General features: G+C 71.7%; 22 protein-coding genes. 17 read left to right on the plus strand and 5 right to left on the minus strand.

The genetic code is table 11. The features are described from left to right. Positions 1-32: 32 nt before the first annotated feature. Positions 33-1,016, plus strand: a complete 984-nt coding sequence (locus AMK10_RS15005; protein ID WP_073748284.1) for a GDP-L-fucose synthase family protein — start codon at positions 33-35, stop codon at positions 1,014-1,016. Positions 1,017-1,076: 60 nt separating this feature from the next. On the opposite strand, the gene AMK10_RS15010 is transcribed toward AMK10_RS15005, so the two are convergent. Continuing rightward, positions 1,077-2,621, minus strand: a complete 1,545-nt coding sequence (locus AMK10_RS15010) for a sugar transferase (RefSeq protein ID WP_073748285.1) — start codon at positions 2,619-2,621, stop codon at positions 1,077-1,079. Positions 2,622-2,823: 202 nt separating this feature from the next. Here AMK10_RS15010 and AMK10_RS15015 point away from each other — a divergent pair, with 202 nt between their 5' ends. Beyond that, positions 2,824-3,201 carry an ankyrin repeat domain-containing protein gene (locus AMK10_RS15015; protein WP_073748286.1) on the plus strand — a complete coding sequence of 126 codons (378 nt, stop codon included), beginning with the start codon at positions 2,824-2,826 and terminating at the stop codon, positions 3,199-3,201. 121 nt (positions 3,202-3,322) lie between these two features. On the opposite strand, the gene AMK10_RS15020 is transcribed toward AMK10_RS15015, so the two are convergent. Continuing rightward, entirely contained in the window at positions 3,323-4,795 is a 1,473-nt protein-coding gene (locus AMK10_RS15020; protein WP_073748287.1) for a catalase, read from the minus strand. Further along, a complete protein-coding gene (locus AMK10_RS15025; RefSeq protein WP_073748288.1) occupies positions 4,788-5,264 on the minus strand; it encodes a Fur family transcriptional regulator in 477 nt (158 codons plus the stop codon). The genes AMK10_RS15020 and AMK10_RS15025 overlap by 8 nt, the downstream gene beginning before the upstream one ends. Positions 5,265-5,461: 197 nt before the next feature. On the opposite strand from AMK10_RS15025, the gene AMK10_RS15030 reads away from it, so the two are divergent. The 9 genes from AMK10_RS15030 (at position 5,462) to AMK10_RS15070 (ending at position 16,455) form a co-directional block, all read left to right on the plus strand. Further along, positions 5,462-6,946 carry an AlkA N-terminal domain-containing protein gene (locus tag AMK10_RS15030; protein WP_073748289.1) on the plus strand — a complete coding sequence of 495 codons (1,485 nt, stop codon included), beginning with the start codon at positions 5,462-5,464 and terminating at the stop codon, positions 6,944-6,946. 34 nt (positions 6,947-6,980) lie between these two features. Beyond that, positions 6,981-7,490, plus strand: coding sequence for a methylated-DNA--[protein]-cysteine S-methyltransferase (locus tag AMK10_RS15035; protein ID WP_073748290.1), 510 nt, complete (start codon positions 6,981-6,983; stop codon positions 7,488-7,490). A 1-nt stretch (position 7,491) separates the two neighbouring features. Continuing rightward, positions 7,492-8,148: an alpha-ketoglutarate-dependent dioxygenase AlkB family protein gene (locus AMK10_RS15040; RefSeq protein WP_073748291.1), complete on the plus strand. Its 657-nt coding sequence runs from the start codon at positions 7,492-7,494 to the stop codon at positions 8,146-8,148. Positions 8,149-8,278: 130 nt separating this feature from the next. Further along, positions 8,279-8,782, plus strand: a complete 504-nt coding sequence (locus AMK10_RS15045; RefSeq protein ID WP_073748292.1) for a hypothetical protein — start codon at positions 8,279-8,281, stop codon at positions 8,780-8,782. Continuing rightward, the gene (locus AMK10_RS15050; RefSeq protein WP_073748293.1) at positions 8,782-10,173 is read left to right on the plus strand and encodes a hypothetical protein; all 1,392 of its coding nucleotides are present in this window, start codon (positions 8,782-8,784) and stop codon (positions 10,171-10,173) included. The genes AMK10_RS15045 and AMK10_RS15050 overlap by 1 nt, the downstream gene beginning before the upstream one ends. A 59-nt stretch (positions 10,174-10,232) precedes the next feature. Further along, entirely contained in the window at positions 10,233-11,600 is a 1,368-nt protein-coding gene (locus AMK10_RS15055; RefSeq protein ID WP_241839599.1) for a vWA domain-containing protein, read from the plus strand. A gap of 53 nt (positions 11,601-11,653) precedes the next feature. Further along, positions 11,654-12,766 (plus strand): ATP-binding protein, encoded by a 1,113-nt coding sequence (locus AMK10_RS15060; RefSeq protein WP_033302095.1) that lies wholly within the window; start codon positions 11,654-11,656, stop codon positions 12,764-12,766. Further along, complete coding sequence (locus AMK10_RS15065) at positions 12,763-15,558, plus strand: DUF5682 family protein (protein WP_073748295.1); 2,796 nt, start codon at positions 12,763-12,765, stop codon at positions 15,556-15,558. The genes AMK10_RS15060 and AMK10_RS15065 overlap by 4 nt, the downstream gene beginning before the upstream one ends. Positions 15,559-15,834: 276 nt before the next feature. Further along, a complete protein-coding gene (locus tag AMK10_RS15070) occupies positions 15,835-16,455 on the plus strand; it encodes a DUF6058 family natural product biosynthesis protein (RefSeq protein ID WP_073749271.1) in 621 nt (206 codons plus the stop codon). Here the strand turns inward: AMK10_RS15070 and AMK10_RS15075 are convergent. Next, complete coding sequence (locus AMK10_RS15075) at positions 16,430-17,806, minus strand: acetamidase/formamidase family protein (RefSeq protein ID WP_241839545.1); 1,377 nt, start codon at positions 17,804-17,806, stop codon at positions 16,430-16,432. The two genes, AMK10_RS15070 and AMK10_RS15075, sit on opposite strands and share 26 nt — an antisense overlap. A 379-nt stretch (positions 17,807-18,185) precedes the next feature. Here AMK10_RS15075 and AMK10_RS15080 point away from each other — a divergent pair, with 379 nt between their 5' ends. The 3 genes from AMK10_RS15080 to AMK10_RS15090 all read left to right on the plus strand — a co-directional run bounded on the left by AMK10_RS15080 (position 18,186) and on the right by AMK10_RS15090 (position 20,373). After that, positions 18,186-18,839 (plus strand): class I SAM-dependent DNA methyltransferase, encoded by a 654-nt coding sequence (locus AMK10_RS15080; RefSeq protein WP_073748296.1) that lies wholly within the window; start codon positions 18,186-18,188, stop codon positions 18,837-18,839. Positions 18,840-18,960: 121 nt separating this feature from the next. After that, positions 18,961-19,557, plus strand: a complete 597-nt coding sequence (locus tag AMK10_RS15085) for a hypothetical protein (protein WP_073748297.1) — start codon at positions 18,961-18,963, stop codon at positions 19,555-19,557. Between the two features lie 213 nt (positions 19,558-19,770). Further along, on the plus strand, positions 19,771-20,373 hold the full coding sequence (locus AMK10_RS15090) for a DinB family protein (protein ID WP_073748298.1): 603 nt from the start codon (positions 19,771-19,773) through the stop codon (positions 20,371-20,373). 287 nt (positions 20,374-20,660) lie between these two features. Here AMK10_RS15090 and AMK10_RS15095 read toward each other — a convergent pair whose 3' ends face one another. Beyond that, positions 20,661-21,458, minus strand: coding sequence for an inositol monophosphatase family protein (locus AMK10_RS15095; RefSeq protein WP_073748299.1), 798 nt, complete (start codon positions 21,456-21,458; stop codon positions 20,661-20,663). 206 nt (positions 21,459-21,664) lie between these two features. Between AMK10_RS15095 and AMK10_RS15100 the strand changes: the two genes are divergently transcribed. From AMK10_RS15100 to AMK10_RS15110, 3 genes are all read left to right on the plus strand, one after another. Further along, positions 21,665-22,393: a hypothetical protein gene (locus AMK10_RS15100; RefSeq protein WP_338014639.1), complete on the plus strand. Its 729-nt coding sequence runs from the start codon at positions 21,665-21,667 to the stop codon at positions 22,391-22,393. 65 nt (positions 22,394-22,458) lie between these two features. Further along, positions 22,459-23,409, plus strand: a complete 951-nt coding sequence (locus AMK10_RS15105; protein ID WP_073748300.1) for an RNA-binding protein — start codon at positions 22,459-22,461, stop codon at positions 23,407-23,409. Positions 23,410-23,596: 187 nt separating this feature from the next. Next, positions 23,597-24,556, plus strand: a complete 960-nt coding sequence (locus AMK10_RS15110) for a hypothetical protein (RefSeq protein WP_241839546.1) — start codon at positions 23,597-23,599, stop codon at positions 24,554-24,556. The last annotated feature ends 6 nt before the right edge of the window (positions 24,557-24,562 follow it).

Raw genomic sequence — 24,562 nt, forward strand, 5'->3', positions numbered from 1 at the left:
CCGGGCGCCGTGCTGCTGGCACAATCCGAGCCATGACGACTGAAATCCCGGGCAAACCCCAGGAATCCGCCCTCCCCCTGCTGTCTCCCGGTGCCCGCATATTCGTCGCGGGCCACCGCGGACTCGTCGGTTCGGCGCTGGTCCGCCGCCTCGCCGCCGACGGCCACGAGGTGATCACCCGCGGCCGGGACGAGCTCGATCTGCGGGACGCCGGCCCGACCGAGGCCTTTCTCCGTGACACCCGTCCGGACGCCGTCGTGCTGGCCGCCGCCAAGGTGGGCGGGATCATGGCCAACAGCACCAGTCCGGTGCAGTTCCTGGAGGACAACCTCCGCATCCAGCTCGCCGTGATCGCGGGCGCGCACGCCGCCGGTGTCCGGCGGCTGCTCTTCCTCGGCTCGTCGTGCATCTATCCCAAGCACGCCCCGCAGCCCATCCCCGAGGACGCGCTGCTGACCGGCCCCCTCGAACCGACCAACGAGGCCTACGCGCTGGCCAAGATCGCCGGGATCGTGCAGATCCAGTCCTACCGCCGGCAGTACGGCGCCTCGTACATCAGCGCCATGCCCACCAATCTCTACGGCCCGGGCGACAACTTCGACCTGGAGACCTCGCACGTGCTGCCGGCCCTGATCCGCCGCTTCCACGAGGCGAAGAGGGACGGGGCCGCCGAGGTCACCCTCTGGGGATCCGGCAGCCCCCGCCGCGAGTTCCTCCATGTCGACGATCTCGCCGCCGCCTGTGTGCGGCTGCTGGAGTCCTACGACGGCGACGAACCCGTCAACGTCGGCTGCGGCGAGGACCTCGCCATCCGTGAACTCGCGGCCACAGTGCAAGATGTGACGGGTTATCAGGGCACGGTCGTCTGGGACACGTCGAAGCCCGACGGCACCCCGCGCAAGCTCCTCGACGTGTCCCGGCTCTCCTCCCTCGGCTTCAAGCCGCAGATCCCCCTGCGGGACGGCATCGCCCGCACCTACGCCTGGTGGCTCGGCAGCCAGGCCCCCCGGCACTGACCTTCCGGCCCGGCCGCCGCGGTACGTCCTGAACCCGTGCACCCGTTCCCCCGCCACGGCTCAGTACGCCCCGCGGCCGTCGGTGACGGCACGCACCGTACGGGCGAGCAGCCCCATGTCCGTGGCCATCGACCAGTTGTCGACGTACCAGAGGTCCAGCGACACCGTCTCCTGCCAGGACAGGTCGGAGCGCCCGCTGACCTGCCACAGGCCGGTCAGCCCCGGCCGGACCGCCAGCCGCCTCAGCTCGCGCTCGTCGTAGCGCGACACCTCCTCCGGCAGCGGAGGACGTGGGCCTACCAGGGACATGTCACCCCGGAGCACGTTGAGGAGCTGCGGGAGCTCGTCGACGGACGTTCTGCGCAGCGCGTGGCCGATCCGGGTCACCCGGGGGTCGCGGCGCATCTTGAACATCGGGCCCTCGCTCTCGTTCACCGCCGCGAGGTGCTCCCTGCGGGACTCCGCGTCCGCCACCATCGTGCGGAACTTCCACATGGTGAACGGCCGGTTGTGCAGCCCCTGGCGGGTCTGACGGTGGAAGACGGGCCCCGGCGACGAGAGCCGCACGGCCACCGCCACCGCGAAGAACACCGGGGCGAGCGCCAGCAGGCCGAGCGCCGCGCCGGCACGGTCCACCACGGTCTTGAGCAGGGCCTGCGCTCCGCGCCGCAGCGGTGGTGCCACATGCAGCAGCGTCAGCCCCGCGGCGGCGGCGGGCCGCACCCGGGCGGCGGCGACCCCGGACAGCTCCGAGAGCACGCAGAGGGCGAGACCGCCGTCGTGCAGGCCCCACGCGAGGCGGCGCAGCCGGTCCTCGTCCAGCTGCGGCCCCGGGGTGACGAGCACCAGATCCGCGTCGTGGGCGAATGCGCTGCCGAGCACCGTCGACACGTCGTCCTCGGCGAACTCCGGGGCGATCCGCCCCGGCACCGGCGTCCCGCAGTCGGGTGCCGCCGGACCCACCGGCACCACCGCCACGGCCCTGTACGGGTGATCCGTACGCGAGTTGAGCAGTCCGACGGCCCGGTCCAGGCCCTCGGCCTCACCGACCACCAGGACCCGCCGCCCACGCCGCGCGGCCGGCCGCCAGCGGCCCGCGGCCCCGGCGAGGACGGCGACGGCCAGGCCGGGCACGAGCGCCACGACCCCGGTCGCCGGGTCGAGCCCCCCGCCCGTCAGGGCCACCAGCACGGCCAGCACCCCGATGAGCGCCAGCCAGTCACCGAGCGAGCCGTGCGGCGCCCCGGCGGATTCCCCCGGCAGCCCGCGTGTGTACCGGCCGCGCGCCGCGCGTACGCCGGTCCAGACGAGGGCGGCCGACGCCGCGGCGGTGAGCGGGCCCGGCTGGTCCCCGGCCCTCAGGACGAGCCAGGCGGGAACTCCCAGGCCCAGCAGATCGGTCAGTGCGAGGAGCGGTACACGCGGATCGGGCCTCTTTCTCGCCCGCGGTCGCTCCGCGTGGTCGCGCTCCGCTGTCTTCGGGGCTCTCCACACTTTCTCCGGAGCCACCGAGCGGTTCCGTGGCCCACCGGTACGCGGACGTGGTGCCTCCGCGAGCCCGGCAGGCCCGGATATATCCGTTTCGGGTATTTCGACATGCCCCATGAACCCCCCAGCCACAGTTGCATCCCCACAAACGGGGCGCATCCGCCGATCCCATGGACTGACGGATGCGCCCTCGCTCGGTGCACGATATCCACACACGTGCCATTTCGCTGGAGTTCTCGTGAAGTTCAGACAGCTCGGACGAAGTGATCTGTGTCGCGCCCCCCGAGGGGTTTGGGAGGGCCCCGCCTAGAGTGAAGGTATGCAACCGCTTTCCGAGGAACAGACAGGCAGACTCGTCGCGATCGTGATGGATCTGGCCAGAGAAGGCCGGTCGGAGGAGCTCCTGGAGTTCTTCGATCACGGACTTCCGGTCGATGTCCAGGACCCCGACGGAAACACGGCGCTCATGCTCGCCGCGTACCACGGGCGGGCGGATACGGTGCGCGCGCTCATCGGGCGCGGCGCCGATGTCGACCTGCGGAACGGCCGGGACCAGTCCCCGGTGGCGGGTGCGCTGTTCAAGGGCGAGGACACGGTTGTGAAGGCCCTGGTCGCAGCCGGTGCGGACCTCGACGCGGGGACCCCCAGCGCGCGGGCCGCGGCCGAGATGTTCGGCAGGACGGCGCTGCTTCCCTGACGCTCACGGCGGTTTCCGGACGGAATGGGGCCCGGGCGACTGCGCGTCGCCCGGACCCCATTCGTATACGGCCTCGGCCGACCGCGGTCGGTCCGGGACCTCTTCGCGTACTGCCGTGGCCTCAGGCCTGCTTGGAGGCCTTGAGGGCCTCGATGGCCTTGCGCACACCCTCGCCGTAGGCCGGGTCGGCCTGCGTGCAGTGGCTGATGTGGCGCTCGACGGTGGCCTGCGAGGCGCCGTCGATGGCCCGGGCGGTGTTGCCGAACAGGGCGTCCTGCTCGTCCGGGCTCATCGCCCGGAACAGGTTGCCCGGCTGCTCGAAGTAGTTGTCGTCGTCCTCGCGGTAGTCGAACCGGTCGGCGGCGGCCCCGTCGAGCGCCAGGCCCGGCTCGGCGAACTGCGGCTGCTCGGCCCAGCGGCCGTAGCTGTTCGGCGTGTAGCCGGGAACGGCGCCCTGGTTGCCGTCCACCCGCAACTGCCCGTCGCGGTGGTAGGTGTTGACGTTCGTCGCGCCGCGCGGCTGATTGACCGGAATCTGGTGGTGGTTGACCCCGACGCGGTAGCGGGCGGCGTCACCGTACGAGAACAGCCGGCCCTGGAGCATGCGGTCGGGCGAAGCACCCACACCGGGAACGAGGTTGGCCGGGGTGAAGGCGGCCTGCTCCACGTCCGCGAAGTAGTTCTCCGGGTTGCGGTTGAGCTCGAACTCGCCGACCTCGATCAGCGGGTAGTCCTTCTTGGACCACACCTTGGTGAGGTCGAAGGGGTGGTAGCGGTACGTCGCCGCGTCCGCCTCCGGCATGACCTGGATGAAGAAGGTCCACTTGGGGTGGTCGCCGCGCTCGATCGCGTCGAACAGGTCCGCCTGCGAGGACTCGCGGTCGGCCGCGACGACGGCGGCGGCCTCCTCGTCCGTGAGGTTCTTGATGCCCTGCTGCGTGCGGAAGTGGAACTTCACCCAGAAGCGCTCGTTGCTCTCGTTGATGAACGAGTACGTGTGGGAGCCGAAGCCGTGCATGTGGCGGTAGCCGTCGGGGATGCCGCGGTCCGACATCACGATGGTGACCTGGTGCAGCGCCTCGGGGAGGTTCGTCCAGAAGTCCCAGTTGTTCTCGGCCGAGCGCAGATTGGTGCGCGGGTCGCGCTTGACGGCGCGGTTGAGGTCGGGGAAGTGGTGGGGGTCGCGGTGGAAGAAGACCGGCGTGTTGTTGCCGACGACGTCCCAGTTGCCCTCCTCCGTGTAGAAGCGGAGGGCGAAACCGCGGATGTCGCGCTCCGCGTCGGCCGCACCGCGCTCACCGGCGACGGTGGAGAACCGGGCGAAGAGCTCCGTCTGCTTGCCGACCTCGGAGAAGAGCGCGGCCCGGGAGTAGCGGGTGATGTCCTGCGTCACGGTGAAGGTGCCGAAGGCCCCGGAGCCCTTGGCGTGCATGCGCCGCTCCGGGATGACCTCACGGCTGAAGTGGGCCAGTTTCTCCAGGAACCAGACGTCCTGGAGCAGCATCGGGCCGCGCGGACCGGCGGTGACGGCGTTCTCGTTGTTCGCGACCGGTGCGCCGGCGGCAGTGGTCAGCGGCTTCGTGTTGTCAGAAATTGTCCTGCTCCTCCGTGTGGGAACTTCGGTGCGACTCCGGATTCCGCTGACCGCGCTCGGGCTGACATGCCGGGCACAGACCCCAGTACGTCACCTCCACGTGGTCGATGACGAACCCGTGATTCCGTGGCGTGTCCAGCCGCGGAGCGACCCGGGGGGCATCGACGTCGGCGATCGTGCCGCAGGAGCGGCAGACCGCGTGCTGATGGTCGTCCCAGGTCTGTCCCTCGTACCGTGCCGGGGAATTCGGCAGGTCGATCCGCCGCGCCAGTCCGGCGTCGACGAGCGTCCTGAGCACGTCGTAGACCGCTTGGGTCGAGACCGTGCCGATGCGTGTCCGTACCAGGGTGAGGAGGGTACTGACATCGGCGTGCGGGGCCTCGTGGACCGCCGAGAGCACGGCGACCCTGGGACGGGTCACTCGCAACGACGCTCCGCGCAGGAGAGTCCTGGCCTCGGCTTCGATCATCTTCGCAGTGAATCACTTCTCTGGAATGATTCCAATCAACGTGGCGTAAAGACGAGCCGTGTGTTCCCGCCCACCGGGCCGTGGAGCTCTTCCGGGAACCGGTTCCCACCGCTCGCGGGCCCGTCGCCCGGCGCCACGAGTGCCGTGTCCGATTCCCGCCAGCACCGCGGCGCGCGATGGCGCACCCTGGAAGCGTGATGAGCGACGACAGCAGGTACGAGGCGGTGAGCAGCCGTGACGCCCGGTTCGACGGCGAGTTCTTCTTCGCCGTGTCCACGACCGGGATCTACTGCCGCCCGAGCTGTCCGGCCTCCACCCCCAAGCGGCAGAACGTGACCTTCCACCCCACCGCTGCCGCCGCCCAGGGCGCCGGGTACCGCGCCTGCCGGCGCTGCCGCCCGGACGCGGTGCCCGGCTCCGCGGACTGGAACGCCCGCGCCGACCTCGTGGGCCGGGCGATGCGGCTGATCGGCGACGGAGTCGTCGACCGCGAGGGAGTCGCCGGACTCGCCGCGCACCTCGGCTACAGCGCCCGCCAGGTGCAGCGCCAGCTGAACGCCGAGGTCGGCGCCGGGCCCATCGCGCTCGCCCGGGCCCAGCGGGCGCACACCGCGCGGGTCCTCATGCAGACCACCGGCCTACGGGCCGCGGAGGTGGCGTTCGCCGCGGGTTTCGCCAGTGTCAGGCAGTTCAACGACACGGTCAGGCAGATCTACGCCCTCACCCCCGGCGAGCTGCGCGCCGCACGCCCCGGCCGCTCCTCCCGCTTCGGCTCCGTCGGCGCCGCCGACGGGGCCGGGGGAGTGCCGCTGCGGCTCGCCCACCGGGGGCCGTACGCGGCGGCGGAGATCTTCGACCACCTCGCCGCACGCGCCCTCGCGGGCGTCGAGGAGATGGCGGGAGACCGGGGCGACCGCCTCTACCGCCGCACCCTGCGTCTGCCCCACGGCACCGGCATCGCGGAGGTCGGCGAGAGGCTGGGCGACGGTTGGCTGGAATGCAGGCTGCACCTGTCCGATCTGCGCGATCTGACGACAGCCACCCAGCGGATACGCCGCCTCTTCGACCTGGACGCCGACCCCCACGCCGTCGCCGAGCGCCTCGGCGCCGACCCCGCGCTCGCCCCGCTCGTCGCCCTCCGGCCGGGACTGCGCGCCCCGGGGGCTGTGGACGCCCAGGAACTGACCATCCGCGCCGTGCTCGGCCAGCAGGTGTCCGTCGCTGCGGGGCGCACGCTCGGCAGCGCCCTGGTCGCCGCCCGCGGCACACCGCTCCGGACACCCAGCGGCGCCCTCACCCACACGTTCCCCGAGCCCTCCGCCATGGCCGGCGAGGACCTGCGGGAGCTCGGGATGCCCGAGGCGCGGCGGGCCGCCCTGCGCGGCGTCGCCGAGGCCCTCGCCGACGGCAGGATCGGCCTCGACCCGGGCGCCGACCGGGACCGGGCCGAGAAGGAGCTGCTCGGCCTGCGGGGCGTCGGGCCCCGGACGGCCGGCTACGTCCGCATGCGGGCGCTCGGCGACCCGGACGTGCTGCTCACCGGCGACGTGTCCGTCCTCGCGGGGATGCGGCACACGGGGGCCGACGCGGTGGACGCCGAGACGTGGCGGCCCTGGCGCACCTACGCCACCCACCACTTCTGGAACGCGGCGGCCGACCGGCGCCGCACCACCTCGGCGTGACGACATGAACGACACTTTCGGAAGGACCCGCAGGATGACGCTCTGGACCACGATGGACAGCCCGCTCGGTGAACTGCTGCTGGTGGGCGAGGAGTCGGCCACGGCGCCGGGCGGCACCGCGCTCGCCTCGCTCTCCGTACCGGGCCAGAAGGGCGGCGCGACGGTCCAGAACGGCTGGACCGAGGACGCGCAGGCGTTCACCGCGATCACCGCCGAACTGCGCGCCTATTTCGAGGGCAGCCGCACGACCTTCGGCATCGAGTACGCCGTCGGCCGTGGCACCGACTTCCAGCGGCGTGTCTGGGCGGCCCTGGAGGCCATCCCGTACGGCACGACGCTCAGCTACGGCGAGATCGCCGCCCGGATCGGCGCGTCGCGTGCCGCCGTGCGCTCGGTGGGCACCGCGATCGGCGCCAACCCGGTGCTGGTCGTACGCCCCTGCCACCGCGTGATCGGCGCGAGCGGCGCGCTGACCGGCTACTCCGGCGGCCTCGACCGCAAACGACAGCTCCTGGACCTGGAGAACCGCCACCGGGTGGCCTGAGATGGACGCCCTGATCCCCCGCCCCGCCATGGAAGTCGCCCCCGGCGCCTGGCACGTGCCCGGCTGGCTGACCCCCGCGCGCCGGCGTGAGCTGGTGACGGCCTGCCGGGCCTGGGCGACCGGGCCCGTGCCCATCCGGCACACACGGCTGCCGCGCGGCGGCGTGATGTCCGTACAAACCGTGTGCGTCGGCTGGCACTGGCAGCCGTACCGGTACACCCGCACGGCGGAGGACGTGAACGGCCGGCGGGTCGCCGAATTCCCGAACTGGATGGTGCGGTTGGGGCGCGAAGCCCATCTGGCGGCGTACGGCGACGAGGTGGCGGCGCGGGACTACACCCCGGACACGGCGCTGATCAACTTCTACGAAGGGCAGGCCAGGATGGGCATGCACCAGGACAAGGACGAGCGGTCCTCGGCCCCGGTCGTCTCCCTGTCCATCGGCGACACCTGCGTCTTCCGCGTCGGAAACACCGAGACCCGCACCAAGCCGTACACCGACATCGAGCTGGCCTCGGGCGACCTGTTCGTCTTCGGCGGCCCCTCGCGATTCATCCACCACGCGGTCCCCAAGGTCCATGAGGGCACCGGCGATCCGGCCACCGGCCTGCGCTCGGGACGGCTCAACATCACGATGCGGGTCACCGGACTCTCGTAGGGCCTTCCAGGACCTCGGGGGTGCACGGAACCCTTGTGGCAGCGGCGTTGTCAGTGGGTGCACGTAGGTTCAGTCGTGTTCCGCCGATCCGGCGAGAACGACCCCTTAGTTGTGCATTGGAGATGGCGCGTTGTCCGATTGGGAGAGGTCGAGCACGGCACGGGTGATTCCGCCCGCACGGCCGCGCAAGCTCGCCAAGGTCCCGTTCGTCGAGCTGGCCGACGGACGTCTGCAGGGTGTGGTGTCCAGCGGCTCGGACATCGGGCGTGTCTACGTCTCGTCGGTCGCGGCCGGGACCCTCGCGTTCGCGTGCAGCACCAACAACAACCGCCCCTGCGGCGGGGCGCGTGGCTCGTTCTGCAATCACATCGTCGCCCTGATCAACGAGTCGGTCCTGCAGTACGGCGCCGAGCGCGTGGTCCGGTATCTGAAGGCCGAGGTCCCGGCGGGGGACGTGGACGGGCCCGCCTTCGTGGCGGCCATGCGGAGCACCCGGCCGCAGGCGGACGCGACCAAGGCCGCGGCCTCCGTGTTCAGCCGGTTCCTGCGGCACCTCGCGTATCTCGAACACGGCCCGGTGACAGCTCCGTTGCCCGAGATGCACTTCTTCCCGCCGACCAGGGCGGTGGCCTGATGCGTGCGGATCTGCTGGCGGAGCCCGTCGAAGGGCTCGACGAGGCACTGGACACCGTCGACGCCTTCGACCGCGCTCTCGTCGACGGCCTGCTCCGGCCCCGGTCCGGCGGTACCGACGGACCGGCCGCGCTCGCCCTGGCCGTGGCGGGGACCCCGCTGGCCGGCCGGGTCGCCGAAGCGGCCGGGAAGGCCGCAGCGGGAGCGGCCGGTGAGGACCACTTCGTGGCCCTGGCCGCCGCCCGCACGGCGCTGCTCGGCTCCGTCCACGACGCCCTGCTGAGCCGCGTCGAGGAGGCGGCGGGGCGCTCGCGCGACGAGCTCGCCGCACCGGCGCCCGGCGAGGCGCGGACGGCGAACCTCCTGGCCGCTGCCCGCGCCTGGCTCTCCGACCTGGCCCGCTGCGGATGGCAGGGCCTCGACCACGAGGTCGTCTCCGGAGCGGCGGAGGTCGTCTCCGCGATGCTTCCCGACCCCTCCCTCCGCCGCCTCGCGACCCTCGTCGACGGCTTCGCGGCCGAGCTCGCCGCGTCCTGCCCCGGCGTGTCCGCGGAGCGCTTCCCGATACGCCGCTGGGCCGACCTCTGGTCACGCGGAATGCTGCTGACGGTTCCCGGCGCCGCCGGTGAGCCGCCGGTCTCCACCGCGGACGGGCGGCTGCTGCCCCTCGGCATCGACGTACAGGAGCACGCGACCGCCGCGCAGGCGCAGGTGCACGCCGTGTTCGAGCCCGCCGACGGTTCGCCGGCCCGGCTCGTGCGGGCCAGCGTGTCCGTGCCGAAGCCCGACACGGTCGTCGGGGCCGGGATCTGGCAGCTGATGCGCCCGCACATGTCCCTGCTCGCGGCGGCGGGTGAGGGCCGCTCCATGGAGCTCACGGCGATGCCGGTCACGGCCGAGGGCGACCTCGTCTGGAGCGACGCGCACGCGCACCCCGGTGAGCCGGCCGAGGCGTTCGCCACGGCCCGCGTGGCACTGCCCACCGCGACCGCCCCGGCCACGGCACCCCTGGACCGGCACCCGGCGCGGATCGCCGTGCCCGTCTTTCTGGAGGGCTACACCGCCCGTACGGACGACGACGGCGTACTGACCTTCACGGTCGCCGGGCTCGAACTGCCCGTCCACACCGACCGGATCCCGGCCGCGGGCCCGCTCACCCCCGAGACCGTCGCCAAGTCGAGCGCGTGCATCGCGCTGATCCGCTGGGACGCAGGGGCGTTCGGTGTCCAGCCGCTCGCCGTCGAGACCACGGTGCGGAAGAAGGTGACCGCTGTGCACGCGGGCGCGTGGGCCGGAGGCACGGCCGACAAGACGGGGCTCAGGGCGGAGAAGGCCGCCACCGACGCGGCGAAGGTGCTGAGCGAGCGCGCGGGAAGGCTGCTGCGGAAGTGACCGGACAGCAGAGTCCCGAGGTGACCGGAGACACCTCGAACGACAACCGCCGCCAGGTCATGTACTGGCGCCTCCTCGCCCGGCTCTTCGACCCCGAGGAGCAGGCGGCCCTGGAGTCCGCGAGCCTCGCCGTGGTGGAGGACATCGGCCTGCCCGCCAAGCTGCTCGACCCGCAGGCGTCCATCGACTCCGTGGTGCAGCGCCACCCCGAGCTGGCCGCCGAGTTCGACGGCCTGATGGTGCCCGAGGAGACGGACGAGGGCGGCGAGGACAGCGAAAGCAGCGGCGGACGCGACCGTGCCGCCGAGGTGCGGCGCGCCGCGCTCGTGTCCAAGGTGCTGCTCAACGTCTTCCACTCCCCGCCGGGCACGGTCACCGCCGACCAGCTGTCCAGGTGGCAGTCCGACGCCGGCTGGCTGGAGCGCGCGCTCGGCTGCACGCCCGGCGAGCTGCGCGGCGGACGCGCCGGAGGCAGGGGCGCCGCTCCGACCGGCACGGGTGGCGGCGGCAGAACCCCCGACCTCAGCCGGCTGATCCCGGAGATCGGCCCGGAACTCGGCTCCATCGAGGCCGGACTCGTCAAGCGGATGCGGCTGCGCGAGGTGCTCGCCGACCCCGCGCTCGCCGCCCGGCTCACCCCGAGCATGTCCCTGATCGAACAGCTGCTGCGCGACAAGGACAACCTCTCCGGCGTCGCCCTGGCCAACGCCAAGGCGCTGATCCGCCGCTTCGTCGACGAGGTCGCCGAGGTGCTGCGCACCCAGGTGGAGAAGTCGACCGTCGGCGCCCTCGACCGCTCGGTCCCGCCCAAGAGGGTCTTCCGCAACCTCGACCTCGACCGCACGATCTGGAAGAACCTCACCAACTGGAGCCCGGAGGAGGAGCGGCTCTACGTCGACCGCCTCTTCTACCGGCACACGGCGCGCAAGACGACGCCCCAGCGACTGATCGTCGTCGTGGACCAGTCGGGCTCCATGGTCGATTCGATGGTCAACTGCACCATCCTCGCCTCGATCTTCGCGGGACTGCCCAAGGTGGACGTCCACCTCATCGCGTACGACACACAGGCACTCGACCTCACCCCCTGGGTGCACGACCCCTTCGAGACACTGCTGCGGACCAACCTCGGAGGCGGCACCGACGGCACGGTCGCGATGGCGCTGGCCCAGCCGAAGATCGCCGAACCGCGCAACACCGTCGTGGTGTGGATATCCGACTTCTACGAATGGCGGGCCGAGCCGCTGTTCGAGAGCATGGCCGCCATCCACCGCTCCGGAGCCAAGTTCATCCCGGTCGGCTCGGTGACCAGCTCCGGCCGCGCCAGCGTCAACCCGTGGTTCCGGGAGCGCTTCAAGGACCAGGGGACGCCGGTGCTCTCCGGCCACATCCGCAAGCTCGTCCACGAGCTGAAGACATTCCTCACCTGAGGCATCCCGCCCAGGTGCAGTCGAACTCCCCCCTCGTGAAAGGCACAGAAGACATGTCCGACCTGTTGCGCGCCCCCGCCGAGATCAAGTACGCCGAGGAGCTGGACTGGCTGGAGTCGGTCGACGACGGCCCCAAGCCCTTTTCCTGGCGGCTCTCGCCCAAGATGGTCCGGCTGTTCATCCTGGGATCCGAGCGCTCCGACGGCCTCGACCGCGAGATCTCCCAGAAGTGGTACGGCGACCGCAGCTTCGTCGAGCGCTCCATCGTCACCCTGGCATCGGACCGCGGTCTGCTGCTGATCGGCGACCCCGGCACGGGCAAGAGCTGGCTGGCCGAGCTGCTGTCCGCCGCCATATCCCGTAACTCCACCCTCGTGGTGCAGGGCACGGCCGGCACCACCGAGGACCACATCAAGTACTCCTGGAACGTCTCCATGGTGATCTCCAAGGGACAGTCCCGCGAGTCGATGATCCCCTCACCGATCATGACGGCGATGGAGACCGGCGCCATCGGCCGCTTCGAGGAGCTCACCCGCTCCACCAGCGACGTCCAGGACGCGCTGATCTCGATCCTCTCCGAGAAGTACATCTCGGTCCCGGAGATGGACAGCGACAACATCGTCTTCGCCAAGCCGGGCTTCTCCGTCATCGCCACGGCCAACAGCCGGGACCGCGGAGTCAACGACCTGTCCTCCGCGCTCAAGCGCCGCTTCAACTTCGTCCGCATCCCGGTGGTGACGAACAAGAAGAGCGAGGCGGAGATCGTCCGCTTCCGCACCGAGGAACTGCTGCGCCGCCATCAGATCGAGCTGGACGTCCCGCCGACGCTCCTCGACGTACTGCTCCAGAGCTTCGCCGATCTGCGGGCATCCGCGGCGGCGGCCGGCAGCGACGACGAGAAGCTGGAGTCCGCCCTGTCGAGCGCCGAGCAGATCGGCGTACTCGAGGACGCCATCCTGCACAGCAACTTCTTCGGCGAACGCGCCCTGACCGCCCGCACCCTGGCCTCGTCGCTCGTGGGATCGCTGGCCCGGCGCGAGCCCGAGGACCTCGCCATCCTCAACAAGTACCTGCACGGTGTCGTCGAGCCGCGCAGCAAGGAGGAGGGCGGCTCCTGGCCGGAGTTCCTGGAGGGCGGCCGCGACGCGATCGCGACCCTGTCATGAGCGCCGTGACCGAGGAGAGCGCGTTCGAGGCGCTCCGCGGCCAGCTGCAGGACGCGGCGACCGAGTTCGCGGACGGCCCAGACGCGCTTCAGGGCATCCTGCTCGGCATCGTCGACGACGTCGACCGGGCCGTGCGCGAACCGCTGGAGATCTTCCCCGTGTGCCACCACTCGCCCGCCTCGGCGGTCGCGATGGCGCGGCGGCTGCGGGAGAAGCAGCCCAAGGTGGTGTATCTGGAGCTGTGCGAGGACATGGCTCCGCTCCTGCCGGAGCTCAGGAACTGCCGCCTCCCGGTGGCCGTCCAGGCGTTCGCGAGCGAGGTCGAGGGCTTCCCCGCGGAGTGGGCGCCGCTGTCGGTCGTCGCCCCGATCACCGAGGCCTCCGCCGAGTACCAGGCCATCGCCTACGCCCTGGACACCCCGGGCGTGGAGCTGGTCCTCGTCGACCGCTCGTCGGACCACGTCTTCCAGTGGCAGGCAGGCGGCACGGAGCTCACGGGACCCGACGCACCGCCCGCCGACGAGGAGGCGGCGCTGCACGGCGACGCCGTCGGCGTGGAGATCGGCGACCTGCGGCCCCGCTTCGCCGAACTGGAGGAGCACCTCCTGCACCACGGCCGAGTGCGGCACTGGTCGGAGTGGTGGCACCAGTACGTCGAACTGCCCCTCGGGGACAGCGACCACGACACCTACCGCCAGGTCATGCTGCTGATCGGCAGCCTGTTCCGCCGTCTCGCCCCCGGTGACGCCGACCGGGTCCGCGTCGACGAGGACCGTGAGCGCTACATGTGGACCCGGATGCGCGAGCACCTCGCCGCCACCGGCACCGACCCCGGGGACTGCCTCTACGTCTGCGGAGCGTTCCACGCGTCCAGCCGCGTCGAGGAGTTCGGCGTCCACGGCAGCGACGGCTTCGAGATCAGCCCGCCGAGCGCGAGCACCTGGCAGCACGGTCTGATCCCGTCCAGCCACTCGGCGATCGAGGCGCAGTTCGGCCTCGCCGCCGGGTCCGTCTCGATCGCGGCCACCCAGTGGGCGAAGAACCTCAAGCGCACCCGGGTGCAGCCGTACCGGCTTGTGGGACAGGCAGGCGCCAAGAAGACGGCGAAGCCGCGGAAGTCCGCCGCGGCCGCCGCCCCCGTGGCGCCGGAGGCTCCCTCGGACAAGCTCTCCGGCTTCCTCCAGAGCCCACCGGCCCTGGACCGGCTCGACGAGGCCGAACTGCTCGGCTGGTCGGTGGAGATCGTGCGTTCCGCCCGGCGCAACGGCTACCTCGCCTCCACCGCCGACGCCATCGCCGTGTTCGAGACGTCGATCCTGCTGGCGGGCATGCGGGACCGGGCCAGGCCGACCCCGTACGACTTCCAGGACGCGGCGGTCACCTGCATCGAGAAGGACACCGTGCCGGGCCGGCGCGACGTGCGCCGCCTCGTGGAGATCCTGATGGGCGGCGACCGGGTCGGCCAGGTCGGCTACGACGCGCTGCCGCCCCTGGCCCGCGATGTGCACGACAGGCTCGCCCCGCTGAACCTCAAGCTCCAGCAGCGCGGAGTGCAGCGGGCCCTGCTGGACATCGCCGCCCAGCAGGAACTGCGCCAGTGCTCCGACGTGCTGTGGATGCTGCGCCATCTGATGCCACCCGGCGCCGCACGTCCCATCATGGGCGAGCGGGAGCTCGGCAAGCAGTCGGTCCAGGAGTCCTGGGACCTCGCGCTCGGCACCCACCAGCGGGCGCTGATCGAGCTCGGCTACGAGGGCGTCAGCATCGAGCAGGTGCTGGAGCAGAGGCTGCGGCGCGGGGCGTACGCCCCCGACGCCACCACCGCGCAGGTCCTGGAGGCCGTCGAGGTCGCCCTGCTCCATCTGCGCGGCAGCCGCCTCGCGGACGAGCTGGGCACCCGTGCCCTGGAGGTGCTGGCCACCGAGCGCAGTGTCGACGGCGCGCCGGAGGTGCTGCGCCGGGTGCGCCGGCTCCTGGCGTACTACCGGATCAGCCGTCCCGAACTCCCCTCCTGGATCGAGTCCTTCGCCAAGACGGGGTACGCGCACTACTGCACCCTCCTGCCGACGGCCTTCACCGACGAGGACGCGACCGTCCGCCAGGTCGCCGCCATGCTGGGCTTCCTCTTCAGCATGGAGAGCCTCGCCCTGTCGCTCGGCTGCGACCGGACCCAGCTGGACCTGGCCTTCGCGCAGTCCCACCCGCAGGAGCCGTCCAGGGTGGCGCTGCTGTGGGCGGCGCAGGTGCACCTCGGCCAGCTCTCCCGCGCCGGACTGCGGGAGCGGTGCGACGCGCTGCTGGCCGACCCGCTGGTGGTGCCCGCCTATCCGCGCTACCTCAGCGGCTTCCTGCACGCCCTGGAGCCGGTGCCGCAGCTGGCCGACTTCGTCGTGGAGGCGGTGTCGAACGCGTTCGCGCGGCTTCCGGACCCGGTGCTGCTGCCGTGGCTGCCGAAGCTGATCACCACGCTGCGTTCCGAGGGTGCCGACCTGGCCCCGCTGCTGATCCGCGAGGCCGGGCGGGTCTTCCCCGGCCGCCTCGCGGCACTGGACGCCTGGGTCCCGCCGTGGCGCGCCGCCCCGGAGACGCCGGCCGCCGCCCCCGCGGCGACCGGCGGCGGCGCGGCGGGACGGTCCGTCCTGCTCGCCGCGCACCCGGAGACGTGCGACAGCCTCGCGGAGCTGCTGGGCTGCGAGGGCGCCTGGGAGACGGAGGCACCTTCGGGCGCTCTGCTCGTCGGCCGCCACCCGGAGACGGCGCAGGCACTGGAGGCGCTGCTGGCGGGGGTCTGACGGCCGGGGGAGTCCGGAGTCCGGCACGGCGCACGGCGAGAGGCCCGCTGCGCCGTGTCGCCGCGCCCTATGCGCGGTCGTGCGGTCGTGTCCGTCGTGCTGCCGTGCGCGCCGTTCCGTCGTGCGCGGACAGTTCGGCGGGCGCCGAACGACCGGACGGATAGCGTGCTGAGCGCGCCACGGGAGAGGCCCGTGGCCGACGCTGAGGAGCGGTCCATGGCGGAGCTGTCCACGACGGAGCGGTCCATCGCGGAGCTGTCCACGACGGAGCTGTCCGTGGGGGAGCGGGACCTGAAGCAGGAGGTCGCCGAGCGGTTCCGTGAGGCCAACGGCGACCATCCGATGACCGAGGCGGACGACGCCTATGCCACCGCGCAGTTCACCGTCCTGGAGCACCTCTGCGCCGTACGGGGCCGCGATGCCGACGAGGTCCGCCGGCTGATGCTGGCGGGGCGCCTTCCGCTGCCGGGATATCTGCGCTCCGACGGCGCCGAGATGGTGCCCGGCGACCTGTTCGCCCTCGCCGAGGAGGCGGGCGGCACGGACCGGCTCCAGGAGTGGTTCACCGCCCACTGGGCCGACCCGGCCGCCGGGGCGGCGGAGTGGGACGCGTACGTCGGCGGACAGTACGTCTGCCTGCACTCGGTGACCCCGGCCGGTATCCGGCGCAAGGACGAGCTGACGGCCGCGATCACCGCCGCGCCGGAGGAACCCGACGCAGGCTCGGCGCCCTGGTCGGCGCGCCTGCACCTTCTGATCGACGAGCTCGACGCACTGGAGCCCGAGTTCACCGCATACGACCGCCTGCGCTTCGACGGGCCCACCTCCCGCGACATGTGCATCGCCGGGATGCGGGCCCGTTTCCCCCGCGTCAGCCCCGGAAGTGGGACTTGCTGATCATGCCGTGCACGCCCGTGGTGCGGTCCACGACCTGCGAGACCTCGAAGTCCGCCGCCGCCGACAGATAGGCGTACGCCGTCGCACGGTCCATGCCCAGGTCGTCCTGGAGGAAGTCGAGGGCGTTCACCACGGCCCGGCGCATGGCCACGTCCAGGTCGCCCAGACTGCCGGAGGCCGAGCCGTCGGGGTCCGAGAGGCCGACCGGGATCCAGGTGTCCTTCGTCTCGCCGAACGGATAGCGGTAGGCGACCGAGGGCGCGTCGCCGCTGCCCGGCTTGCACACGGTCAGCCGGAAGGTGGCACGGAGCGAACCCTCCAGCGCGGTGAGCGCGGCCTCGCCGTTGCCCATCGCGAAGTGCGGGTCGCCCATGTAGAAGAGGGCGCCCTCAGCGAAGACCGGGAGGTAGAACGCCGAGTCCTCACCCAGATGCCGAATGTCGATGTTGCCGCCGCCCAGGGTGGGCGGGATCGAGTTCAGCAGGGGGTCGGTGGGCGAGCCCGCGTCGGCGAAGGCGACACCCATCATGCCCATGTGCGGGGCCAGCGGGAAGCGCACCTTGGCCTTGCGGCCGAGCGGCAGCACCGCCTGCGCGCCCCGCGAACCCCGCTCGACCGGTGTGAACACGGAGACGTTGCCGTACTTCTCCGGATCGCCCGAGGCCCGGCCGTCGTTCGCCACCGGAGGCATGACCTCCGCGGCCGTGATGCCGTCCGGGGCGCTCCCGTCCGTGCGACGGGCGAGCGCGCCCTTGCCGTGCCGGCTGGAGATCACTCCGTACGGCACGCGGGGGAGCAGCGACAGCGGCTCCACCTTCAGGACGTCACCGGGCTCGGCGCCCTCGACCGCGACGGGCCCGATCACCACGTGCGGGCCGTCCACATCGAAGTTCCGCGCGGTGCGGTCGTAGTCGCGGGCCACCGACACCGCGTCCTTGAGGACCCGGTCGGCGGGCACGCCCTGGGAGCGGAAGTAGGCGAGCGGATCGCGACCCTGGTCCTCCAGCAGGCCCTCGTGCGAGAGCGTGTCCACGGTGAGGGTCTCCCCGGAGCGCATCCGCAGCACCGGATCACTGCCGAGGGCCGGCACATAACCCCAGCGCACCTCGTCCGCGTCGGCCCGCAGATAGTGGCGGCCGTGCACCGGGCCCTTGCCCGGCTGGAGTATCTGCCCCGGGTAGGAGACATGCGGCCCGGACGAGGGTGCCGCGGATGCCTGCCCCTGCCCCGCGAGCGAGGCCGCTGCCGTCAGTGCCCCCACCCCCGCCGCGGCCCGCAACAGGCCACGCCGGCCAAGGCGATCCTTCAACTGCTCGTGCAGACCGGCCAGTTCGCCGTTCTCGACAGCCACGCGCAACAACCTCCCGAACGCTGGACCGCTCCGGCTCCGGATCCGCCGGAACGATGTTCTGCCTGGTCTACGGGGCGGGTGTTACGAACGAAGATCCACTCGGATTTCCGCGCCGTAACGAGACACCCGCCGGCCGGAGCCGCGAAGGCCGGTCCCGGCACCGCCGCGAGGCAACACCGTGCGACGGCTCCCTTCCGGACCCGGGCACGCACCCGGGGCTGCGCGACTCCCGCGTATACGTCCGGCAGCCCGGCAGCCCTGCTGTTTGCCGTCCGCCAGCCAGCCAGCCAGCCCGCCCGTCCGTCCGCCCGACCGCTCGTCCGAGCCGGACCGGGACCCCGTGCCCCGCACGCGCGGGCTGCGGCTACCGTGTCGCAGCATGAACGCGGACGAATGGCTGGCGGACACCCGGAGTTCCTACGACACGGTCGCGGACAGCTATGCCGCCCAGCTGCGCGAGGCCCTGGCGGGGGAGCCGTACCTCCGGGCGGCGCTGGCGCTCTTCGCCGAACTGGTCCACACCGCCGGCGGCGGTCCCGTGGCGGACGTGGGATGCGGCCCGGGGCACGTCACCGCCCACCTGCACGGGCTGGGCGTCGACGCGTTCGGTATCGATCTCTCACCCGGGATGATCGACGTGGCCCGACGCGACCACCCCCACCTGCGCTTCGAGGTCGGCTCGATGACCGAACTGGCGCAGGCAGACGGTTCGGTCGGAGCCCTGCTCGCCTTCTGGTCGCTGATCCACATCCCCGACGACTCGGTTCCCACGGTCCTCGCCGAGTTCCGGCGCGTGCTGCGCCCCGGCGCACCGCTGCTGCTCGGCTTCCACATGGGCGACGAGTCACGACTGAAGACGCAGGGCTACGGCGGCCACCCGATGAAGGTCCACGTCCACCGCCGCCTGCCCGACCGGGTGACCGCCTGGCTGCGCGACGCCGGATTCACCGTCCAGGCGCAGATGCTGCTCGACCTGGACGAGAGCCTGCCGGGAGCCGTCCTGTTCGCCCGCCGGGAGGTCCCGGCGCAGTGACCCGGCGCGCGGACTACCCGGTCCGGGTCGCCGCCGCCGGGCAGGCCCAGGCTCTTGTCGGACCCCGCTGTTACGTTGGCACGAGGATCTTGCTTCGGTCTTCCATCTCTGGAGAGGGCGCATGTACGACGAACGGCTCGCCGGGTTCTCCCGCGAGCGCCTGGACGGGCGTCCCGTGCCCGACGATCTGCGCCTGCTGCTGGTGGCGCAGTGGGAGGGGCGGACCGAATTCGCCCACCTCCTGAACCTCGAATTCTTCGAGGCGGGGGAGGTCCACCCGCTCCTGGACACCAGCTATCTGAGCGAGGAGGAACGCGCGGACCCGGAGATGCAGGCCGTCAACGCCGGAGCCGCGGAGATGGCCCGGCACGTCAAGCTCGTCGCGAAGGGCGGAAAGGGGTGGGTCGGCTACTGGCTGCACCCCGACGAACCCGCGGACCGTGCCTGGCACCTCATAGAGCTGGACACCGAGTTCACCTTCTGGAGCATGGCGGGCCTCACGCTGACCGAGGGCACCGCCGCCGAGCGGGCGGGCTATCAGGACGAGCCCGATGAGCGCATCGCGTTCACCCGGCTGGCCACCGAACTCGCCGCGCTCGGACTGCCGCTGAGCACCGAGGACTTCGACGCCCTCGACGACACCGAATACACGGTGGACCCGGAGAAGCTCATGGAGGGACTGATCGAAGCCGAACGGGAGAAGCGCGGGCTCCGCTGACCGGAGAGTCGCCGACGCGGGTGTCGAGTGGCGATCGAGGGCCTGCGCCGGGCTCCTGGTAGAACCGGGGGAAGGTCCGGACGAGATCGAGATGATCGCGCTGGAGCAGTAGGGCTCGGGCACCTCACGGGGCGGGTCACGGTGCCGCCAGTCGTTGCGGGACCGCGTACGGGATCTTGAGGCCACGAGCGGCGCATGGCAGTCTCATGCCGCATGATCGACGGATTCGCGAAGGACAACCTGCACGGGAGACTGCGGCGGGACCGCGAGGCGCTCCTCTGGAAACTCGACGGCTTGTCCGAGTACGACACCCGCCGGCCTCTGACGGCGACCGGGACCAACCTCCTCGGCCTGGTCAAACACGTGGCCACTGTCGAGGCCAGGTACTTCGGCGAGGTGTTCGACCGGCCTTCCCCGGAAGCGCTGCCCCCATGGCAGGACTCCGACGGCAGCGACCTGTGGGCGACCGAGGACGAGACCCGCGAGCAGATCATCGGGTTCTACCGGCGCACGTGGGGACACTCGGACGCGACGATCGACGAGCTTCCCCTTGACGCCCCCGGCCATGTGCCGTGGTGGCCGGAGCCTCATGCCGACACGAATCTGTTCGCCGTCATGGTCCATGTCCTGGGCGAGTCCATCCGGCATGCCGGGCACGCCGACATCCTGCGCGAGGGCCTCGACGGCCGGACCGGGTTGCGAGCCGAACACGAGAAGCAGATCGATGCGGAAGCCCGTGCGGCCTACTGCGCGAAGATCGAGCATGCCGCCAGGCCGGCCGCACCGGTCAACGCTCGGTCGTCTCACGTGACGTGATGCACGTGCGGCACGATCCCGGATGCGGGCGCTCATCCGTCGAGGCATCCGGTCCGGACGCGGAGACCCCTGGCGACCCGCGCCCGGCGCAACCGGAACGCATGGCACCCCGGCGTCCTGGCCTCCCGATGACGCGAACGCGTCGGCGTCCGAGGGGAGAAGGGAGTCAGGTGGGGCGGGCCCTCGCAGCCGGCGGCCCGGCCAACCCGGCGCACCCACGAGGTGACGGCTCCAGGCCGTCTCTTCCGGATCCTGCCGGGCTCGCGGCCTGACCCGAAGGAAACGGCCTAACGCAGGCTGCGGATCATCGAGATCAGCAGTCCGTGGGTCTCGGCGTCGGCCGCCGCCACGAGCCCCCGGCCTGCCTGACCGACCGGAGCGCCGTCGATTCCGGTGACCACGCAGCCGGCAGCCCGGCACACGGCGATACCGGCGGCGAAGTGCACGCTCCCGGACAGGTCACCGCCGTCGGTGACGTAGGCGGCCCGCTTGCCGGCCGCGACCCAGGCCAACGCCAGCGTCGTGGATACGACACGCGGCCCGAACCACTCGACGAAGTCGGGGTGAGCCAGCAGGTCAACGGCCCTGAATTCCGGGGCACTCGGGAACGGCGGATCCAGATTGACGTCCACCAGCCGCGTGGCACCGGTGGGTACCAACGGGGCGTCCACCTCGTCCTGCCGCACCCAGGCGGTCTTCCCGTCGGTGAAGAAGACCTCGCCGCTGAACGGATCGGCCACAGCCGCCGCCCCGTCGCGCAGCGCCACGTTGACAGCCACCAGCATGGTGCCGGCGGCGTAGTTCAGCGTGCCGCACAGGGGATCCACCAGCCACCGACGCGCGGAGTCGGCGGCGCCGTGCTCCCCGCCTTCCTCACCGAGCACCGCGTCATCGGGCCGAGCGGCACGGATGACACCGAGGATCGCCTTCTCGGCCTCCACGTCGGCGGCGGTGGCGAAGTCGCCGGCGCCCTTGTCGATGCGGGCAAGCCGCTGACCATACATGGCGCGCACCAGGTCCGCGCCGGTACGTGCTCCGGCTATCGCGACCTCGGCATCGTCGGAACTCGCGCATGAGTTGATCACGCGCCCAGAGTAACGAGGCGCAGCCGGCCTGTGCCGCATCAGCGGACAACGCGCGCAGACGCGACGAACCGCTCCGCAGTCGCCCGACGTACGCGGAATCGTGCCCACCGGTTGCAACCATCTCGGCTCCACAGGTGTCACACACTTTGTTCACATGCCGTCGTGACTCCCTCGTTCGGCAACCGTCCACGACAGGCAGGCAGCCCGTGTCCCACCCGTACCCGCACCACCCGAACCAGCAGCCCCAGGACCCCTACCAGGGTCAGCCTCCGCACCAGGGTCAGGCCCCGCACCAGGGTCAGCCCCTGTACCAGGGCCAGGCCCCCTACCAGGGCCCGCCGCCGTACGTCGGTGCTCCCGGCGGATACCCGGGCGCCCCCGTTCCCCCGCAGCGGAAGTCCTGGAACGGGCGGCACACGGCCCTGGCCATCATCGGCGGCCTCTTCGGCGTCTTCTTCGTTCTCGTCGTCGTCATCGGGATCGTCGCGGGCGGAGACACCGACCCCGGCAGCACCGCATCCGACACCGCGGCGACCAGCCCCAGCGACGCGGCTGACGCGAAGCCCGGCGAGGAGGAGGCCGGCACCGAGCCGGCCGTACCCGCGAAGGAGGCGGCCGAGGAACCCGCCCCGAAGCCCGCACCGGAGAAGGAGCTGACGCAGGCCGACGAGTTCAAGGCGTTCATCGCCAAGAACGGCACTCCGGCGGAGAAGGCCGCGGCCGAGCACATCGTCAAGGTGCAGGGCGCCGACAGCGACAACGGCATCCTTGACGCAGCGGATGTCTACACCGACTACGCGGGCGGACTCATGGGCCCGCACCAGGGTGACGGCAAGCTGCTCGCTTCCGCGTTCGCCGATTGGAAGGACTCGGACAACGGGCTCGTCACGATCTATGACAAGGACGGAGAGCTCCTCTCCAACGGCAACTACTGACCCCGTCCGCCCGGCGATCGTCCATAACCACGCCGGCATCCCCTTGCCGGCCCCGAGGGAGCAGCATGCCGCCGTCCTTCGCGTACCGGATAACCAAGTACGACCCCGCCGACAGGGACGAGCACGGCGGCTACAACGGTGCCGAGGACTCGGTGAGCGATCACGGGGCGGTCGAAGCGGCCTACCTCGAGGCCGTCGCCGCCTTCGCGCGCGACTCCGGGGTCGACCGGCTGGAGATCCGCGAGCCCGAGGTCGCCGGCCCGGTCAACTTCGGTCTGGAGGCGCCGGTCGAAGGACACGGCCTCGCAGGGCTGTTCCCGCCCGACCTCGCCGGCTACCACGACGGGGCCGAGGTCTCCGTGCCCACCGCACTGGAGCTGGTCCGTGCCATGCTCCGGGACAACGGTGCCTGGTGCAGGCTGGAGTGCGGGGACACGTTCACCGTGCACGTCGGGTGGGACCAGTACGTGTACGTCGGCAGCGACCGGCCCTGCGAAGTCGCCGTCGCCCGGACCGGTGAGATCGGCTTGTTCGCAGAGCCGATCACGGCCTCGCCGTACGCCGGGCACCTCGAGCAACCAGAGGTGACCGAGGCCGCGGACGAGGACTTCTGGGGACGGGTGCGGGCGGCCCTGGCCACATCGCAGGCCTTGCTCCTGGAGGAGACACACGTCCGCAACGCCTCCCGCTGGCACCGACTCACCGAGGCCGGCCTCGACACCCTGCGCCTGACTCTGGGCCCGCGCGCGCTTCTGACCGTCTGGCCCGACCTCACCCCTGATGTCGACGCGGTCCTGGCCTCGCTGCCCGAGGACGAATGGGTGGAGTTCGTCTGGGAGGCGCCTGACGCGACGATCCGTCATCTCGTCGTCGACGAGACGGGCCACCAGCAACTCGCCGTCCTGGCGGCCGGTGCGCGGGCCGCCTGCCTGCTGCCCCGCTCCCCCGACGAACATCCCCCGCTCTTCCGCGCCGCTCTCCCCGACAGCGACGGAGTGCTGCGCGCCCGATGGTGACCCGCGTCCTCCGGTTCCCGAGCAGACCGACGGAGACCGCTCCACCGGTGCCGATCCTCGGGGCTCCGTCTGCTGATCAAGGAGGAATCGGCAGGTTCGGCCTCCTGGCCATGCCGAATACGTAGAATGTGTCCCCTCGGAAACGCGGCTGATCATCGGGGGCGGGACATTGGCCGGAAAACCGCAGTTGCTCTTCATACACGGCATCGGCTCGGCGCGGACCTCGGACATGGAACTACGGGAGTGGTCCACGTTCCTCGCGAACGGTGTCCGGGCGGCCGGCCACGCGGACCTGGTGTCGGGCATCACCCAGGCGTGGGCCGCGGAGACCCGCTTCGCCAACTACAGCGACCTCTTCTACAGGGCGGGTGCCCAGGGCGCCGCCGACGGCATCTCCGAGGAGGAGCTGCCCCTGCTGCTCGCCCTCCTGGAAGAGATGATCCAAGAGCTGGACCACCAGGCCGAGTCGGCCGGTGACCGCAGGTCGGTGGAGATCATCCGGAGCGCCCGCGCGGAGTTCCGGGCCGCCGTCGAACCCGAGACGGTACAGGGCCAGGGTCTGCTCGAGGTCGTCCGGCGGGCGGGCAACGCGGCGACGTTCCTCCTCCAGCTCCCCGGCCTGCGGCAGGCGGCGCAGTGGACCAGTGGGGTCCAGTTGCTTCCGGTCCTCTCCCAGGTGGGCCGGTACCTGGCCCGGAAGGAGCCGGACGCCACGGGGCGGGGTCTCGACGAGCGGATCCGTGAGCGCGTCCTCTCCGGCCTCGACCCGTCCCGGCCGCTCGTCGTGATCTCGCACTCGCTCGGCACGGTCGTCGCCTACGAAGCACTGCACATGTACACCGGCCGTGTGCCGCTGTGGATCACGCTGGGCTCGCCCCTGGCCATGGGGGCTCTGGTGCTCCAGCGGCTGGCGCCCCGGCCGCCGCGTACGCCGGCCGGTGTGGAGCGCTGGCTCAACTTCTGGGACCGCGACGACATCGTGGTCGCCCGGCCGCGCCTGGAACGCTGGATGGAGGCCAACGCCCTGGGCGTCGGACCGGTGACCGCACGCGCGGACACACACGGACTCTGGACCCATACGGCGACGAAGTACCTCGCGCACAAGGATGTCGCGGGGCCTGTGGCCGAGACGCTGAAGAACCTCTGACAGGCG

Origin of the sequence: Streptomyces sp. CB02058, from assembly GCF_001905505.1 — a bacterium.
Taxonomy (GTDB): domain Bacteria; phylum Actinomycetota; class Actinomycetes; order Streptomycetales; family Streptomycetaceae; genus Streptomyces.